Origin of the sequence: Rhodococcus sp. HM1 (genome assembly GCF_023218075.1) — a bacterium.
Taxonomy (GTDB): Bacteria; Actinomycetota; Actinomycetes; order Mycobacteriales; family Mycobacteriaceae; genus Rhodococcus.
The window spans coordinates 15,209-29,623 of the sequence record NZ_JALPTB010000073.1 but is presented as its reverse complement, the minus strand read 5'-3'; the positions used below and the strand labels follow the sequence as shown (position 1 = coordinate 29,623).

The window sequence follows — 14,415 nt, the reverse complement described above, 5'->3', positions numbered from 1 at the left end:
GGGATCAGGAACTGTTGGTCGCGATCGACGGGTCGATATCCTTTGGCCACCAACAGATTCTACACAAAGCCGCAGGTCGGCCCCGCCGCGTCACGGCGAGACCGACCCGCGATTCTGCAACAGCCCGTCAATCGATCGAATGTACCGCTCGCTCGGGAAAGACGGGGGTCTCGGAAAGGACGTGGGTCTCGGAAAGGACGGGGGTCTCGGGACGACCGGGGGCGGGACGACTACAGCCAGGTGTCCTCGGTGACGCTCGTGAGAAACGCCTCGAGGTCGTCGCGCCAGGGTGCGGGCACCGTCTTGTCCGGTTCGATACCGGTGTACTGACCGCGGTAGAACAGCAGAGGACGTTCCTTCTCGTCGCGCACCTCGCTCAGCGAGGCCACGCGTCCGAACACCACCCAGTGGTCTCCCCCGTCGTGCACGGTCTCGACGGTGCAGTCGATGTGGGCGAGCGAGCCGGTGAGGATCGGTGAGCCCAGCGGCGAAGGCGTCCAATCGATTCCGGCGAACTTGTCGGGTTCGCGAGATCCGAAGCGGGCGCACGTGTCCTGCTGTTCCTCGGCGAGCACGTTGACGCAGAAGCGACCGGACCGTTCGATCGCCGCCCAGGACCGCGAGGCCTTGGTGGGACAGAACAGCACCAGCGGCGGTTCGAGCGACAGCGCCGCGAACGACTGGCACGCGAAGCCGACCGGAGCGCCGTCGTCCACGGTGGTGATGATGGTGACGCCGGTGCAGAACTGCCCGAGGACGTTCCGGAACCGGCGCGGGTCGACACCCGCGCCGGATTCGGTTTCACTGCCGGACATTACTTGAATCCCACCGAGAAGTCGTGGCCCCACAGGCTCACCGCGGTGCTCTCCCGGGCGATCCACTTGTCGTCCTCGACTTCCAATCCCTCGCAACCGTATTCGACGTCGAAGCCGCCCGGGGTCTTCATGTAGAAGGACAACATCAGGTCGTTGACGTGCCGGCCGAGGGTGGCGGACAACTTGACCTTCTTGCGCAGCGCCCGGTCGAGGCACAACCCGACGTCGTCGGAGTTCTCGACCTCCACCATCAGGTGCACGATCCCGGTGGGGTTCGGCAGCGGCGCGAACGCCAGGCTGTGGTGGCGCGGATTGCAGCCGAGGAAACGCAGCCAGGCCGGTTCGCCGTCCGCGGGCCGCCCGACGACCTGCGGGGGCAGGCGCATCGAGTCACGCAACTTGAAGCCGAGCACATCCCGGTAGAACTCGAGGTCCGCCGCGTCGTCCTTGGTGGCGAGCACGACGTGCCCGAGGCCCTGCTCGCCGGTGACGAACTTGTGGCCGTACGGGCTCACGATGCGCCGATGCTGCAGCGCCACGGTGTGGAAGATCTCCAGTCGCGACCCGGAGGCGTCGCGGCACTTGATGAACTCGACGACGTTACGCTCGGCGGCCTCCTCCTTGGTGCCCTCCTCGAACGCCCAGTCCGCCTTGGCCAGTCGCTCGCGGATCTCCTGCAGGCCTTCGGCATTGGCGCACTCCCAACCGGAGGAGTAGAGCCCGTCGCGCTCGCCCGGAACGATGACAAGACGAGCGGGGTAGTCGTCCATCCGCAGGTAGAGCGCGTCGGGGTCGGCGCCCTTGCCCTCGACCATGCCGAGGACCTTGAGTCCGTAGTCGCGCCAGGCCGCCATGTCGGTGGCCTCGATGCGCAGGTACGCCAGTGCGCGGATGCTCATCAGTTTCCTCCGTCGAGCAGGAAGTCGGCTGCGAGCCTGTTGAACTCGTCGAACTTCTCGAGCTGCGCCCAGTGGCCGCAGCCACCGAACACGTGCAGTTGCGCGCGCGGGATCATCTTCAGCGCCACGAGCGCGCCGTCGAGCGGGTTGACGCGATCCTCGCGACCCCAGATGAGGAGCACGCGCTGCCGCAGCTTGTAGGCGTCGCGCCAGAGCATGCCCTTCTCGAATTCACTGCTGGAGAAGGACTTGCCCATCGCTTTCGCGGCGGCCAGGGATTCGGGGGTGCTCGCCGCGGCGAACCGCTCCTCGATCAGTTCGGGGGTGATCAGCGACTGGTCGAACACCATGATCCGCAGGAACGCTTCGAGATTCTCGCGGGTCGGTTCGTAGCTGAACTTGCCGAGGTTCTTCACGCCCTCGGTCGGATCCGGGGCGAACAGGTTGACGCTCAGACCGCCCGGCCCCATCAGCACGAGCCGTCCGGCACGGTCCGGGTAGTCCAGCGCGAAACGCACCGCGGCGCCGCCGCCGAGCGAATTACCGAGCAGGTGAACACGTCCGGTGATGCCGAGCGTGTCGAGCAGATCCTTCAGCGCGGAGGCGCTGTGCACGAAGTACTGCGGGTGCTCGGTGGGCTTGTCGGACTTGCCGTAGCCGGGCTGGTCCACCGCGAGCACGTGGAACCGCTGCGCCAGGACCGGGATGTTCTTGGAGAAGTTCGACCACGAGGACGCGCCCGGGCCGCCGCCGTGCAGGAGCACGATCGTCGGGCCGTTGCCGACGCCCGCCTCGTGGTAGTGCAGCTTCAGGTCCGGGCGGACCTGCGCGAAGCGGGACGTGGATTCGTAGGTGAGTTCTTCGGTCGTCGTCATCGATCGCCTCCCCTAGACCATCGTGTCCGTGAGCGGCAGACCGAATTCGGCGCCACCGAACATGACGTACGCGCGCTCGGCGTCGTTCGCCGCGTGCACCCGACCGGCGTGGGCGTCACGCCAGAAGCGCTGGATCGGAGTGCCGTTCGCGAGAGCGGTCGCTCCGGAGTTCTCGAACAACAGGTCGATCGACGCGATCGCGCGACCGGTGGCCCGCACCTGATCGCGGCGAGCGCGCAGACGCAGCTCGATCGGAACTTCCTTGCCCGCCAACAGGTATTCGTACTCGTCGGCGACGTTGCCGGAGAGCTGACGCCATGCGGCGTCGATATCGCTGGAGGCCTCGGCGATGCGGACCTTCGAGAACGGATCGTCCTTGGCCTTCTCGCCGGCGTAGGCGGCGCGCACTCGCTTGCCCTGATGCTCGACGTGGGCGTCGTAGGCGCCGTAGGCCATTCCCACGATGGGGGCGGAGATCGTCGTCGGATGGATGGTGCCCCACGGCATCTTGTAGACCGGAGCGGTGTTGACCTCGAGACCCGGCGACGCCAGATCGTTCATGGTCTTGAAGCTGAGGAAGCGGTGCCGCGGGACGAAGACGTCCTTGACGACGATCGTGTTCGAGCCGGTGCCGCGCAGGCCGACGACGTTCCACACGTCGTCGATCTCGTACTCCGCGCGCGGGATGAGGAAGCTGCCGAAGTCCACCGGGCGGCCGTCCTTGATGACCGGGCCTCCAACGACGACCCAGGTCGCGTGGTCGCAGCCCGACGACCATGCCCAGGCACCGTTGACCTTGTATCCCCCGTCGACGACCTGGCCGGCGCCCATGGGCGCGTACGACGAGGAGATGCGCACGTCGGGATCCTCGCCCCACACGTCCTCCTGCGCCTGCTGGGAGAACAGCGCCAGGTGCCAGTTGTGGATGCCGATGATGCCGGCGACCCATCCGGTGGAGCCGCACGCGCTCGCGATGTTGCGAACCGCGGTGTAGAAGGTCACCGGATCGCACTCGTATCCACCCCACTGGGACGGCTGGACGAGTTTGAAGAAGCCGGCCTCCTGAAGCGCCTTGATCGAGTCGTCGGGGATGCGGCGGAGGTCCTCGGTCTCCTGCGCACGTTCCCGGAAGGAAGGGAGCAGCGCGTCGATGCGCTGCAGTACCTCGTGGCTGTCGTGGTCGCCCACTGGACGCTCCCGTCTGCTCCGAATTGATCGCTTGAATCGAGACTAGAACACGTTCTTATTTCTGTCGAGGGTCGCGCCCCACCGCAGGTCGGTGCGGTTTCGTAGGGACCAAAGTCTCCTATCACTTCCGGATCGGTACGAACTTCTATAACGTGTTCTAGTAGGAATCCGAAGGGAAGTGAGGGGACATGGCACCGATTCGCGAGATCGACGTCGGAGAAGCCCGGACTCGGTACGCACGAGGCTGGCACTGCCTCGGCCTGAGCAAGACGTTCAGGGACGGCAAGCCCCACTCCGTGCAGGCGTTCGGCACCAAACTCGTCGTCTGGGCCGACACCAACGGTGATCTCAAGGTTCTCGACGCCTACTGCCGCCACATGGGTGGCGACCTGTCGCAGGGCGAAATCAAGGGCGACGACATCGCGTGCCCGTTCCACGACTGGCGCTGGAACGGCAGCGGCAAGTGCGCTGACATCCCCTACGCCCGCCGCGTTCCGCCGCTCGCCCGCACCCGCGCGTGGATCACCACCGAGAAGCACGGCCAGCTCTTCGTCTGGAACGACCCCGAGGGCAACCCGCCGCCGCCGGAGATCACGCTCCCGGAGATCGAGCAGTACGGCAGCGACGAGTGGACCGACTGGACCTGGAACCAGATCCTCATCGAGGGTTCCAACTGCCGCGAGATCATCGACAACGTCGTCGACATGGCGCACTTCTTCTACATCCACTACGCCTTCCCGACATTCTTCAAGAACGTCTTCGAAGGACACATCGCGGAGCAGTTCCTCAACACCCGCGGCCGCCCCGACAAGGGCATGTCCACCCAGTACGGCCTGGAGTCGACCCTCGAGTCGTACGCGGCGTACTACGGCCCGTCCTACATGATCAACCCGATGACCAACAGCTACGGCGGCTACAAGGTCGAATCGGTGCTGATCAACTGCCACTACCCGATCACGCAGGACTCGTTCATGCTGCAGTACGGCATCATCGTCAAGAAGCCGACAGGCATGACCGACGAGCAGTCGGACAGGATGGCGGCCAAGTTCACCGAGGGCATCGGGGAAGGCTTCCTGCAGGACGTCGAGATCTGGAAGAACAAGACCAAGATCGAGAATCCGCTGCTCTGCGAGGAGGACGGTCCGGTCTACCAGCTGCGCCGCTGGTACGAACAGTTCTACGTCGACGTCGCCGACGTCACCGAGAAGATGACCCAGCGTTTCGAATTCGAGGTCGACACCACCAAGGCCAACGAGGCCTGGGAGGCGGAGGTCGCCGAGAACATGGCCCGCAAGGCCGCCGAAGCGGAGAAGAAGCAGGACGCGGAGGTCTGACGATGAGCGCCTCGACCCGAAAGAGCAAGTGGGCGAAGTCTCCGAGTTTCGCGGATCAGCCGGACCGGGTCGAGGCGATCGCCGCCCAGACCGCCATCGACAAGATCAACTACCTCGACTCGGGTATGAGCGAGATCGAATGCCGAAGCTGTGGCACGTGTGTCCTGGTGCGCAAGAACAGCTTCCGGCAAACGAGCATCCAGTGGCAGTCCGATCCGAAGGAGACGTGCCCGGTATTCCGGGACGCCGACCGCGCGGGCGGCCCGCGCGAGGGCTGCCCGAACCTGCGCGCGAGCATCGAGCAGGCCGTGCTCGACGGTTCACTGACCGTGCCCCGGTAGTCGCGGTCCACGACGACGGGACCCTTCGTCCGGCCCGCCCGGACGACGGGTCCCGTCGGTCGTTTGTGGAACATGTCTCGAGTCGGACCACTGGCGTGATCTCCCCTCTCCGCACAGACAATCTGGGCGGAAAGGATGGACTCGGCAGAACCAATTCTATAACGTGTTCTACATGAGTGAGCAGGAGTACGACATCGTCGTCGTCGGCAGTGGCGCCGGCGGAATGACCGCCGCGATCACCGCCGCCACCAAGGGCGCGAGCGTCGTCGTGATCGAGAAGGCTGCCTGCTACGGCGGCTCGAGCGCCCGCTCCGGCGGCGGCGTGTGGATCCCCAACAACGACGCACTGAAGGCGGCCGGTGTCGAGGACACCCCCGAGGCCGCACGCACCTACCTGCACAGCATCATCGGCGACGTGGTGCCCGCCGAGAAGATCGACACCTACATCGACCGCGGCCCCGAGATGCTGTCCTTCGTCCAGAAGCACAGCGCACTCGAATTGCAGTGGGTCCCCGGATATTCCGACTACTACCCGGAGGCCCCGGGCGGGCGCGCCGGTGGCCGCTCCGTCGAGCCCAGCCCGTTCGACGGACGTCGCCTCGGCGCGGATCTCGCCACGCTCGAACCGGACTACGCGCGGGCCCCGAAGAACTTCGTCATCACCCAGGCCGACTACAAGTGGCTGAACTTGCTGATGCGCAACCCGCGCGGACCGCTGCGCGCCATGCGGGTCGGCGCGCGCTTCGTGTGGGCGAACCTCACCCGCAAGCACCTGCTGGTCCGCGGTCAGGCACTCATGGCGGGTCTGCGCATCGGCCTCCGCGACGCGAACGTTCCCCTGCTGCTCAACACCGCCCTCACCGACCTCGTCGTCGAGGACGGTGCCGTGCGCGGCGTCAAGATCGTCTCGGACGGCGAGGAGCGGATCATCCACGCCCGCAAGGGCGTCATCCTCGCCTGCGGCGGCTTCGAGCACAACGACGAGATGCGCAAGAAGTACCAGCGTGCCCCGATCGGGACGGAATGGACCGTCGGCGCCAAGGCCAACACCGGTGACGGCATCCGCGCCGGCCAGGCCGTCGGGGGCGCCGTGGACTTCATGGACGACGCGTGGTGGGGTCCGTCCTTCCCGCTGACCGGCGGGCCCTGGTTCGCGCTGTCCGAGCGCAGCCTGCCCGGCTGCATCATGGTCAACAGCTCCGGCAAACGCTTCGCCAACGAATCCGCGCCGTACGTCGAGGCGACGCACGCGATGTACGGCGGAACCCACGGCCGCGGCGAGGGTCCCGGCGAGAACATCCCGGCGTGGCTGATCCTCGACCAGCGTTACCGCGACCGCTACACCTTCGCCGGCATCACCCCGCGCACGCCGTTCCCCGGTCGCTGGCTGAAGGCCGGTGTGCTGGTGAAGGCCGGGTCCGTCAGCGAACTCGCCGAGAAGATCGGTGTGCCCGCCGCGGCACTCACCGAGACCGTCGAGCGGTTCAACGGTTTCGCCCGCAGCGGCAAGGACGAGGACTTCGGTCGCGGCGAATCGCAGTACGACCACTACTACGGTGACCCGCTGAACAAGCCGAACCCGAGCCTCGGCGTCATCGCCAAGGCCCCGTTCTACGCGTTCAAGGTGGTGCCCGGCGACCTCGGCACCAAGGGCGGACTCGTCACCGATGTCGACGCTCGCGTGCTCCGCGAGGACGGCACCGTCGTCGAGGGCCTCTACGCGGCCGGCAACGTCAGCGCCCCTGTCATGGGCCACACCTACGCGGGCCCCGGCGCGACCATCGGTCCCGCGATGACGTTCGCCTACCTCGCGGTCCTCGACATCCTGGGCGAGGGAACCCGGTCAACGGGAGAACCCGCAGCCGAGACGGCGGAACAGCACTAGTCTGCGGCCGAGGCCGCAAGCGCCCCGCCAACATCGCCGCTCGGGAGAGCGGCCGGTCAGAAAGGATCCCGCGTGCCCATCGACCCCTCCGTCGCGATCGGCGCCGAACTGCCCTCCCAGGATTTCTCCTGGACCAGCAGCGAGGTTCAGCTCTACCACCTGGGAATCGGCGCAGGCTCCTGCCCCACCGACCCGGCCGAACTGCGCTACCTCAGCGACGGCCGGTCGCAGGTGCTGCCGACGTTCGCGACCGTCGCCGCGACCTTCCACGCCGTGGAACCGCCGAAGGTGTCGTTCCCCGGCGTCGAGATCGACCTGGCGAAGGTCGTGCACGGCAGCCAGGAGGTCGTCGTGCACGCGCCGATCCCGGCCGACGGCAAGGGCCGCACCACCACTCGCATCGCCGAGGTGTGGGACAAGGGCAAGGCCGCGGTGATCGTGCAGGAATCGACCACGGTGGATCCCGACGGCAACCCGCTGTGGACCGCACGGTCGTCGATCTTCGCGCGCGGCGAGGGCGGTTTCGGTGGCGAGCGCGGGCCGTCGGAGTCCGTCGAGCTGCCGGACCGCGAACCGGATGTCGAGGTGGACGTCCCGACGCTGCCGCAGCAGGCGCTGCTGTACCGCCTGTGCGGCGACCGCAATCCCCTGCACTCGGATCCGGAATTCGCGAAGGGGGCGGGCTTCCCCGCGCCGATCCTGCACGGCCTGTGCACCTACGGCATCGTGTGCAAGGCGGCGACCGACGCCATCCTCGGCGGTGATGCCGCCCGCGTCAAGGGTTTCCGGGCACGGTTCGCCGGTGTGGTCTTCCCGGGCGAGACGCTGCGCGTCCGGATCTGGCGCGACGGCGATCGACTGCTGATCACCGCGGCCGTCGTCGAACGCGATCTCGCTCCGGCACTCGCCGACGTGGTTCTCACCATCGCATAACCTCCTGTTCGATCTCCTTTTCCCATCGAGAAAGCGGATCCTGCATGACGATTCGTGACGAGTCGCTGCGTCTGTCCCGGCGGGGTTTCCTCGCCGCCGGGGCAGGCGCCCTCGCTGCCACCGCCCTGGGGGGCTGGGCTCCAGCCCATGCTGTGCCGTTCGGATCGTCGGGCGCCACGCTGCCCGCTCCCCCACAATTCCCCGAGGGCATCGCACTGTTCCAGCAGGCGTATCAGAACTGGTCCAAGGAGATCATGCTGGACGCCGTCTGGACGTGTACGCCGACGAGCCCGGAAGACGTTGTCCGCTTGGCCAACTGGGCACACGCGCACGGTTACACGATCCGGCCGCGCGGCGCGATGCACGGCTGGACGCCCCTGACCGTCGTCAACGGGGCGTCGGTGGACCGGGTGATCCTCGCGGACACCATGGTTCATCTGAACGGGGTGAGCGTGCAGCCGGGCGGTGACCCCGCCACGGTGACCGCCGGCGCCGGAGCCACTCTCGACGCGATCACCACCGCACTCCAGGAGCACGGGCTGGGGTGGGCGAATCTTCCCGCGCCGGGCGTTCTTTCGATCGCCGGATCGCTCGCCGTCGACGCGCACGGAGCCGCGCTCCCCGCCGACGGTGAGGAACCGGTGCCGGGCCACACGTTCGGTTCGCTGAGCAACCTGGTCACGGAGATGACCGCGGTGGTGTGGACGGGCAGCGAATACGGTCTGCGCACCTTCCGCCGCTCCGACTCCGACATCACGGCGCTGCTCACCAATCTCGGCCGCACCTTCGTCACCTCGGTGACGATGCAGGCCGGTCCGAACACGCGGATGCGCTGCCGCAGCTACACCGACATCGACTGGCGGGAACTGTTCGCGCCGGCCGGCGCCGACGGCCGCACGTTCGAATCGTTCATTCGCAGCGACGGCCGCGCGGAGGCCATCTGGTATCCGTTCACGGACAAGCCGTGGATGAAGGTGTGGTCGATCGCCCCCGAGAAGCCCACCGAATCCCGCGAGGTCTTCGGACCGTACAACTATCCGTTCTCCGACAACGTCCCCGAGCCGATCACCGACATGCTCGGGCAGATCACCGCCGGAAACACTTCCATCGCACCGGCGTTCGGGCAGGCCTACTACGGTGTGACGGTCGCGGGGCTCGCCGCGTCGAACGCGAGCGACATCTGGGGCTGGTCGAAGGACCTGCAGTTCTACATCAAGGCCACCACGCTCCGGCTGACCGAGGGCGGTGGCGCGGTGCTCACCAGCCGCGCCAACATCGCCAACGTGATCCACGACTTCACCCACTGGTTCCACGAACGGATCGAGCATTACCGGTCGCTGGGGCAGTACCCGCTCAACGGGCCTGTCGAAATCCGTTGCTGTGGGCTCGATCAGCCCGACGACGTGCGGGTGCCGTCGGCGGGCCCACCGACGATCTCGGCGATGCGGCCCCGCCCCGACCACCCCGAATGGGACACCGCCATCTGGCTGAACGTGCTCGGCGTCCCGGGCACCCCCGGCATGTTCGCGTTCTACCGCGAGATGGAGCAGTGGATGCGGCAGCGTTTCGCCGGTGGCGATTCCACCTTCCGCCCCGAATGGTCGAAGGGCTGGGCGTTCGGGCCCGAGCGTCCGTACACCGACGATTCGATTCTCGCCGGGGCGCTTCCCGACACCTACCGGCAGGGCGTCCCGGCGCACGAGAACTGGGATTCGGCACGGCAGGTGTTCAACCGGCTCGATCCGCATCGCGTGTTCAGCAACAGCTTCCTGGACCGGCTACTGCCGTGACACTGCTGCCGTGAACGCACGGCGCACGCCCGGAAACGGATGAAGATCACAGAAACCGCACCGTGACGACCGGCTCGGCGCGCACAATAGCGTTCCGGGAAGCACAGTCGACTGGAAGGTGACTGCCGTGTCCGATGATGTGCCCGTCGATCGGGGAAGCACCAAACAGAAAGTTGCTGCGGGAACGTCCATCGCGGCAGCCGTCATTCTCATGACCGTCGGCATCCTGCAACTCTTGCAGGGCATCGCCGCGGTCGCCGAGAACGAGTTGTTCGTGGTGGGCGTGGAGTACACGTTCAAGTTCGACTTCACGACGTGGGGCTGGATCCACATCGTGTTCGGAGTGGTGCTCATCGTCGTGGGTCTCGTCCTGCTGACGGGAGCGACCTGGGCGCGCATGGCCGCGATCATTCTCGCGGCACTGTCGATCCTGGTGAATTTCATGTGGTTGCCGTACTACCCGTGGTGGTCGGTCCTGATCATCGCGCTGGACGTCGTCGTCATCTGGGCGGTGTCCACCTGGCAGCCTGCGCCGCTCCCCTACTGACCGAGACCATCCCCGATCGCGGCAGGCACCCGGCCTGCCGCGATCGGTTCTGTTCGCCGTCCACCGTCACCGGGGTCCTTACCGATGCGAAACACGAAGCGGCAGTTGGGGCACGGTGCCGATCCGCTGCGCGACCCGGTGCCGCCTGGGCCTGACGGGAGTAGAGTGCCCCGTGTGAACACCGGGACGGCATTGCGCCACACACGGATAGGCGATCCGGTGGAGCGCTGACCGCGGGCCGGGCTCCCGCGACCGCGAGGAGTCCGCGCGTTTCTTCCGCGAGCTACTGGAAGTCGATGAAGCACCCTCCTGGGGCGTGTTCACCAACATCCAGCTCGACGACGGCGTGCTGCTCCAGTTCGCCGAACCACCGGTCGAGATCCAGATGCAGCACTACGCGTTCCTGATCGACGACGAGCTGTTCGACCGTGCATACCGGCGTCTGCTCGACGCCGGAATCGAGCACTGGGCCGACGCGCACATGCAACGCCCCGGAGAAACCAACACCGAGCACGGCGGGCGCGGCGTCTATTTCAAGGACCCGTCCGGTCACGCGATCGAGCTGATCACCCGTCCGTACCTGTGACGGCCGCTGTCTCGGCCGGGCGCCCGGTGGGTGCCCGGCCGGGATCGGCGGAGGTGCCGGACGAGCGGAACCGCCACTTGGCCCACAGCCACCCCAGGCCGACCCACAGCTGCTGGTAGGCGATCCCGACCACCAGCGACGCACCGAACGCGAACCACGGGTCGATGTCCCGCAGGTAGGGGTAGACGGTGAAGTGCGTCAGGTAGATAAACAGCGACGCGCTCGCCAGCACCTCCATCGGGCGGACGAGCAACGCCGGCCACCACATGCGCGGAATCCAGACGAACAGCAGCAATCCGCCGAGGACCAGTGCGGTTCGCTCGGGCTCGTCGTGGAAGAAGCCCGGCACCGTCGCGAGCGCGATCGCACTCACCACGACCCGCTGCCACACGGCGGTCGCGCGTGCCGCCGCCCAGCCGAGCGGGAACAGCCAGAACACCACGTACGACGCGAGGATCTGGCTGGTCGGGGTGTCCGGTCCGATCACCTGGTAGCGGGTGAGCAGCCCCGCCGCCACGAGCACCAGCGGAAACGCGAACGGGAATCGGCGTTCCCGTTCGTCGACCCACGGGATCGCGAGCAGCACGGCGACCGCGAGCACGATGTACACCAGCGCCTCGACGAACCAGTACCGCCACTCGCGGGTCCAGGCGTCGGGACCGAACACACCGTTGAGGAGAAACACACTGCTCACCGGATGAATCCCGGTGACGGACACGACCCCACCGATCCACACCATGCTGGGCAGTGCGATCCGCGCGACGGACGCCAGCGTGTGCCGGAACCGGGCGCTGCGCGATCCCGCCAGGTTGAACCGCGCGAAGTTGTACCCGGCGGCGGCGAGCAGCACGTGCGCACCGCCGACGAGCTCGAACAGGTGCAGATGCGAACCGACGATGAAGACGATTGCCAGCGCACGGATCAGTACGTTCGTCTCGACTGTGCGCAACCCGCGCCGGGGCCGCCGGGTCTCGGTGGCCAGCTCGCGGAGCGGAGTGGTGTGCCAGTCGGCGGGCAGGTTCCCCAGAAGCTTCTCGAGCCGCACCGACATCCGCACATAGGTGAGCGAGTCCCCGCCGAGGTCGACGAAGGTGCTGTCGTCGGTGACCTCGTCGGTGGCGAGAATCTCCGCGTAGAGCGCGCGCAGCCGCGACAGATCGACCGGGCCGGCACCGGCGAGCGGTTCGTCCGGTGCGCGGTCGGCGAGGGCGGCGACGGCACGGAAGTCGGGTTTGCCGTTCTCGGTGCGCGGCAGGTCCGCGACCGGGACCACCCGCACGGCAGACTCGGGCAGCCCACTCGCCCGGGCGGCGAGCCCCCGGACGTGCCGCGGGTCGGCGTCGACGACCGCGACGATCAGCTGCTCGTCGCCGCCGGCGCAGCACGCGACCAGACCGTGAGCGGCGAGCGCTGCGTCGACCCGCTGCAGATCGATGCGCAGACCGAACAGTTTGGCGAAGCGGGACCGGCGTCCGACGATGCGATACAACCCCGCCTCGGTACGCACGGCCAGGTCCCCGGTGCGCAGTTCGTCGACGACCCTTCCCGACGCGAGGTCGCCGGGGGTGGTCGCGTAGCCGAGCATGACGTTCGGTCCGGCGTAGACGAGTTCACCGGCCCCGTCCTCACCCTCGGGGACCGGATCGATGCGGAACGAGCCGCCGGGAACCGGGATGCCGATGGTGTCCGGATACTGCGCCGTCAGTTCCGGCGGCAGATACGCCATGCGGGCGGTGGCTTCGGTCTGCCCGTACATGACGAAGAAGTCGAAGCCGCGGCGTCGTCCGAGCGCGGCGTATCCGCGTACCCGCTCGGGATCGAGCCTGCCCCCGGCCTGCGTGACGTAGCGCAGGTGCTCGAGGTCCATGTCGGCGAAACCGACGCGATCGAGCAGGTCGAACATGTAGGGGACGCCGGCGAGCGCGCTGACGCGATGGTCGCGGACGAGGTCCCAGAATTCCGGTTCCGTGACGGACCGGTCGGTGAGCACCACCCCCGCGCCGCGCAGCAGGTGACTGTGCAGCACCGACAACCCGTAGCAGTAGTGCATCGGCAGCGTCGTGACGGCGCGGTCGGTGTCCCGGATTCCGAGGTAGCCGGCGATCGCCTCCGCATTGGCCTGAACGTTGTTGTGGGACAGGCGTACCAGTTTGGGTGAACCGGTGGATCCGGAGGTGCTCAGCAACAGCGCCAGGTCCGGATGCAGATCGTGGGTCGTGCCGGGCGCGAGTTCGTCGAAACGGCCGTCGTCGACCACGACGTCGGGACGATAGGTCTCGATCATCCCGGCGAGGGCATCGCCGTTGCCGCCGGGCACCAGCAGCACCGGATGGCCGGATGCCAGTGCCGCCAGGTAGGCGACGATCGGGTCGAGGGCATTGGCGCCGGTGATCAGGACGAGGCGGCGGGTCGAGCCGAGCCGGCGGGCGACGGCATCGACCCGCTCGGCCAGTTCACGGTAGGAGATGTCGCGGCCGTCGACGATGAGCGCGGTCCGTTCCCCGTGAGCGGCGAGGCCCGAGGCGAACGGCACCCGCGAGCACTCGACGAGCTCGATGGAACGGGAAAGCACCGCGAAAGTCTATAAGGGAAGGCAAACCCAAGGACAGGGCTGGGAGGGTGTGCGCGACACCGCTGAGCCGCTGACCAGGAGCTTCACGGTAGGAGCCGTAGCCGCAGCACCCCGATTGCCCCCGTCCGCGCCCAGCGGGCGCCGGTACAGTGGGACTGAGAACCCGGTCGCCAACGAACGAGGCGACCGATGAGAAACAAGCCCGGAGCGCTCGTGAACAGTGAACGGGACGAGTCAGCGGACTCGCCGCCGTCGATCATGGACCGCCTGCATCGTCTGCGCGAACACATCGCGGCACGACCCACCCTGAACACGACCTACCGGGTCACGGTGGCCATGGTCGGAACGATCGTGCTGGTCCTCGGCGTCGTCGCGATCCCCTATCCCGGCCCCGGGTGGCTGATCGTGTTCGCCGGGCTCGGCATCCTCGCCTCGGAGTTCGCATGGGCGCATCGGACCCTGCACGGCGTGCGCACCCGCTACGACCGGTTCATGGCCTGGTTCTCCCGCCAGTCGAGGGTCGTGCGCGGCGCCGGCGCGCTCGGCACCGGCGTCGTCGTGCTCACGACACTGTGGCTGCTGGGAACGTTCGGCCTCGTCGGCGGCTGGGCCGGCCTCGAGTACTCGTGGATGGACAGCCCGCTGTGATC

Annotated in this window: 13 protein-coding genes; 8 read left to right on the top strand and 5 right to left on the bottom strand. The window is 67.4% G+C overall.

Annotated features, from left to right (window positions below; genetic code table 11):
* Window positions 1-230 precede the first annotated feature (230 nt).
* The 4 genes from hsaB to hsaA are packed head-to-tail and all read right to left on the bottom strand — an operon-like array spanning window position 231 to window position 3,777.
* Window positions 231-815: a 3-hydroxy-9,10-secoandrosta-1,3,5(10)-triene-9,17-dione monooxygenase reductase subunit gene (gene hsaB / locus M1M07_RS27080; protein ID WP_248676166.1), complete on the bottom strand. Its 585-nt coding sequence runs from the start codon at window positions 813-815 to the stop codon at window positions 231-233.
* Window positions 815-1,714 carry an iron-dependent extradiol dioxygenase HsaC gene (gene hsaC, locus M1M07_RS27075; RefSeq protein ID WP_248676165.1) on the bottom strand — a complete coding sequence of 300 codons (900 nt, stop codon included), beginning with the start codon at window positions 1,712-1,714 and terminating at the stop codon, window positions 815-817. The genes hsaB and hsaC overlap by 1 nt, the downstream gene beginning before the upstream one ends.
* The gene (hsaD, locus tag M1M07_RS27070) at window positions 1,714-2,589 is read right to left on the bottom strand and encodes a 4,5:9,10-diseco-3-hydroxy-5,9,17-trioxoandrosta-1(10),2-diene-4-oate hydrolase (protein ID WP_248676164.1); all 876 of its coding nucleotides are present in this window, start codon (window positions 2,587-2,589) and stop codon (window positions 1,714-1,716) included. The genes hsaC and hsaD overlap by 1 nt, the downstream gene beginning before the upstream one ends.
* Before the next feature lie 12 nt (window positions 2,590-2,601).
* Window positions 2,602-3,777 carry a 3-hydroxy-9,10-secoandrosta-1,3,5(10)-triene-9,17-dione monooxygenase oxygenase subunit gene (gene hsaA / locus M1M07_RS27065; protein ID WP_197251654.1) on the bottom strand — a complete coding sequence of 392 codons (1,176 nt, stop codon included), beginning with the start codon at window positions 3,775-3,777 and terminating at the stop codon, window positions 2,602-2,604.
* A 188-nt stretch (window positions 3,778-3,965) separates the two neighbouring features.
* On the opposite strand from hsaA, the gene M1M07_RS27060 reads away from it, so the two are divergent.
* From M1M07_RS27060 to M1M07_RS27030, 7 genes are all read left to right on the top strand, one after another.
* Window positions 3,966-5,111: a Rieske 2Fe-2S domain-containing protein gene (locus M1M07_RS27060; RefSeq protein WP_197251655.1), complete on the top strand. Its 1,146-nt coding sequence runs from the start codon at window positions 3,966-3,968 to the stop codon at window positions 5,109-5,111.
* A gap of 2 nt (window positions 5,112-5,113) precedes the next feature.
* Window positions 5,114-5,452, top strand: coding sequence for a hypothetical protein (locus M1M07_RS27055; RefSeq protein WP_248676163.1), 339 nt, complete (start codon window positions 5,114-5,116; stop codon window positions 5,450-5,452).
* A 172-nt stretch (window positions 5,453-5,624) separates the two neighbouring features.
* Window positions 5,625-7,337, top strand: coding sequence for a 3-oxosteroid 1-dehydrogenase (gene kstD, locus M1M07_RS27050; RefSeq protein WP_248676162.1), 1,713 nt, complete (start codon window positions 5,625-5,627; stop codon window positions 7,335-7,337).
* Window positions 7,338-7,409: 72 nt separating this feature from the next.
* Entirely contained in the window at window positions 7,410-8,270 is an 861-nt protein-coding gene (locus M1M07_RS27045; RefSeq protein ID WP_248676161.1) for a MaoC/PaaZ C-terminal domain-containing protein, read from the top strand.
* Window positions 8,271-8,314: 44 nt separating this feature from the next.
* Complete coding sequence (locus tag M1M07_RS27040; protein WP_248676160.1) at window positions 8,315-10,060, top strand: cholesterol oxidase substrate-binding domain-containing protein; 1,746 nt, start codon at window positions 8,315-8,317, stop codon at window positions 10,058-10,060.
* Between the two features lie 211 nt (window positions 10,061-10,271).
* Complete coding sequence (locus tag M1M07_RS27035) at window positions 10,272-10,607, top strand: hypothetical protein (RefSeq protein ID WP_231610354.1); 336 nt, start codon at window positions 10,272-10,274, stop codon at window positions 10,605-10,607.
* Between the two features lie 214 nt (window positions 10,608-10,821).
* Complete coding sequence (locus M1M07_RS27030; protein ID WP_197251677.1) at window positions 10,822-11,193, top strand: VOC family protein; 372 nt, start codon at window positions 10,822-10,824, stop codon at window positions 11,191-11,193.
* On the opposite strand, the gene M1M07_RS27025 is transcribed toward M1M07_RS27030, so the two are convergent.
* On the bottom strand, window positions 11,174-13,765 hold the full coding sequence (locus M1M07_RS27025; protein WP_248676159.1) for an AMP-binding protein: 2,592 nt from the start codon (window positions 13,763-13,765) through the stop codon (window positions 11,174-11,176). The two genes, M1M07_RS27030 and M1M07_RS27025, sit on opposite strands and share 20 nt — an antisense overlap.
* A gap of 258 nt (window positions 13,766-14,023) precedes the next feature.
* Between M1M07_RS27025 and M1M07_RS27020 the strand changes: the two genes are divergently transcribed.
* Window positions 14,024-14,413: a TIGR02611 family protein gene (locus M1M07_RS27020; protein ID WP_248676169.1), complete on the top strand. Its 390-nt coding sequence runs from the start codon at window positions 14,024-14,026 to the stop codon at window positions 14,411-14,413.
* Window positions 14,414-14,415: the final 2 nt, after the last annotated feature.

What these genes read in the sequence shown, in the direction of transcription:
- M1M07_RS27035 (WP_231610354.1), top strand. Translation starts at nt 10,272, where the DNA reads ATGACCGTCGGCATCCTGCAACTCTTGCAGGGCATCGCCGCGGTCGCC.
- M1M07_RS27060 (WP_197251655.1), top strand. Translation starts at nt 3,966, where the DNA reads ATGGCACCGATTCGCGAGATCGACGTCGGAGAAGCCCGGACTCGGTAC.
- hsaC (WP_248676165.1), bottom strand. Translation starts at nt 1,714, where the DNA reads ATGAGCATCCGCGCACTGGCGTACCTGCGCATCGAGGCCACCGACATG.
- M1M07_RS27055 (WP_248676163.1), top strand. Translation starts at nt 5,114, where the DNA reads ATGAGCGCCTCGACCCGAAAGAGCAAGTGGGCGAAGTCTCCGAGTTTC.
- M1M07_RS27020 (WP_248676169.1), top strand. Translation starts at nt 14,024, where the DNA reads ATGGACCGCCTGCATCGTCTGCGCGAACACATCGCGGCACGACCCACC.
- kstD (WP_248676162.1), top strand. Translation starts at nt 5,625, where the DNA reads ATGAGTGAGCAGGAGTACGACATCGTCGTCGTCGGCAGTGGCGCCGGC.
- M1M07_RS27040 (WP_248676160.1), top strand. Translation starts at nt 8,315, where the DNA reads ATGACGATTCGTGACGAGTCGCTGCGTCTGTCCCGGCGGGGTTTCCTC.
- hsaD (WP_248676164.1), bottom strand. Translation starts at nt 2,589, where the DNA reads ATGACGACGACCGAAGAACTCACCTACGAATCCACGTCCCGCTTCGCG.
- hsaB (WP_248676166.1), bottom strand. Translation starts at nt 815, where the DNA reads ATGTCCGGCAGTGAAACCGAATCCGGCGCGGGTGTCGACCCGCGCCGG.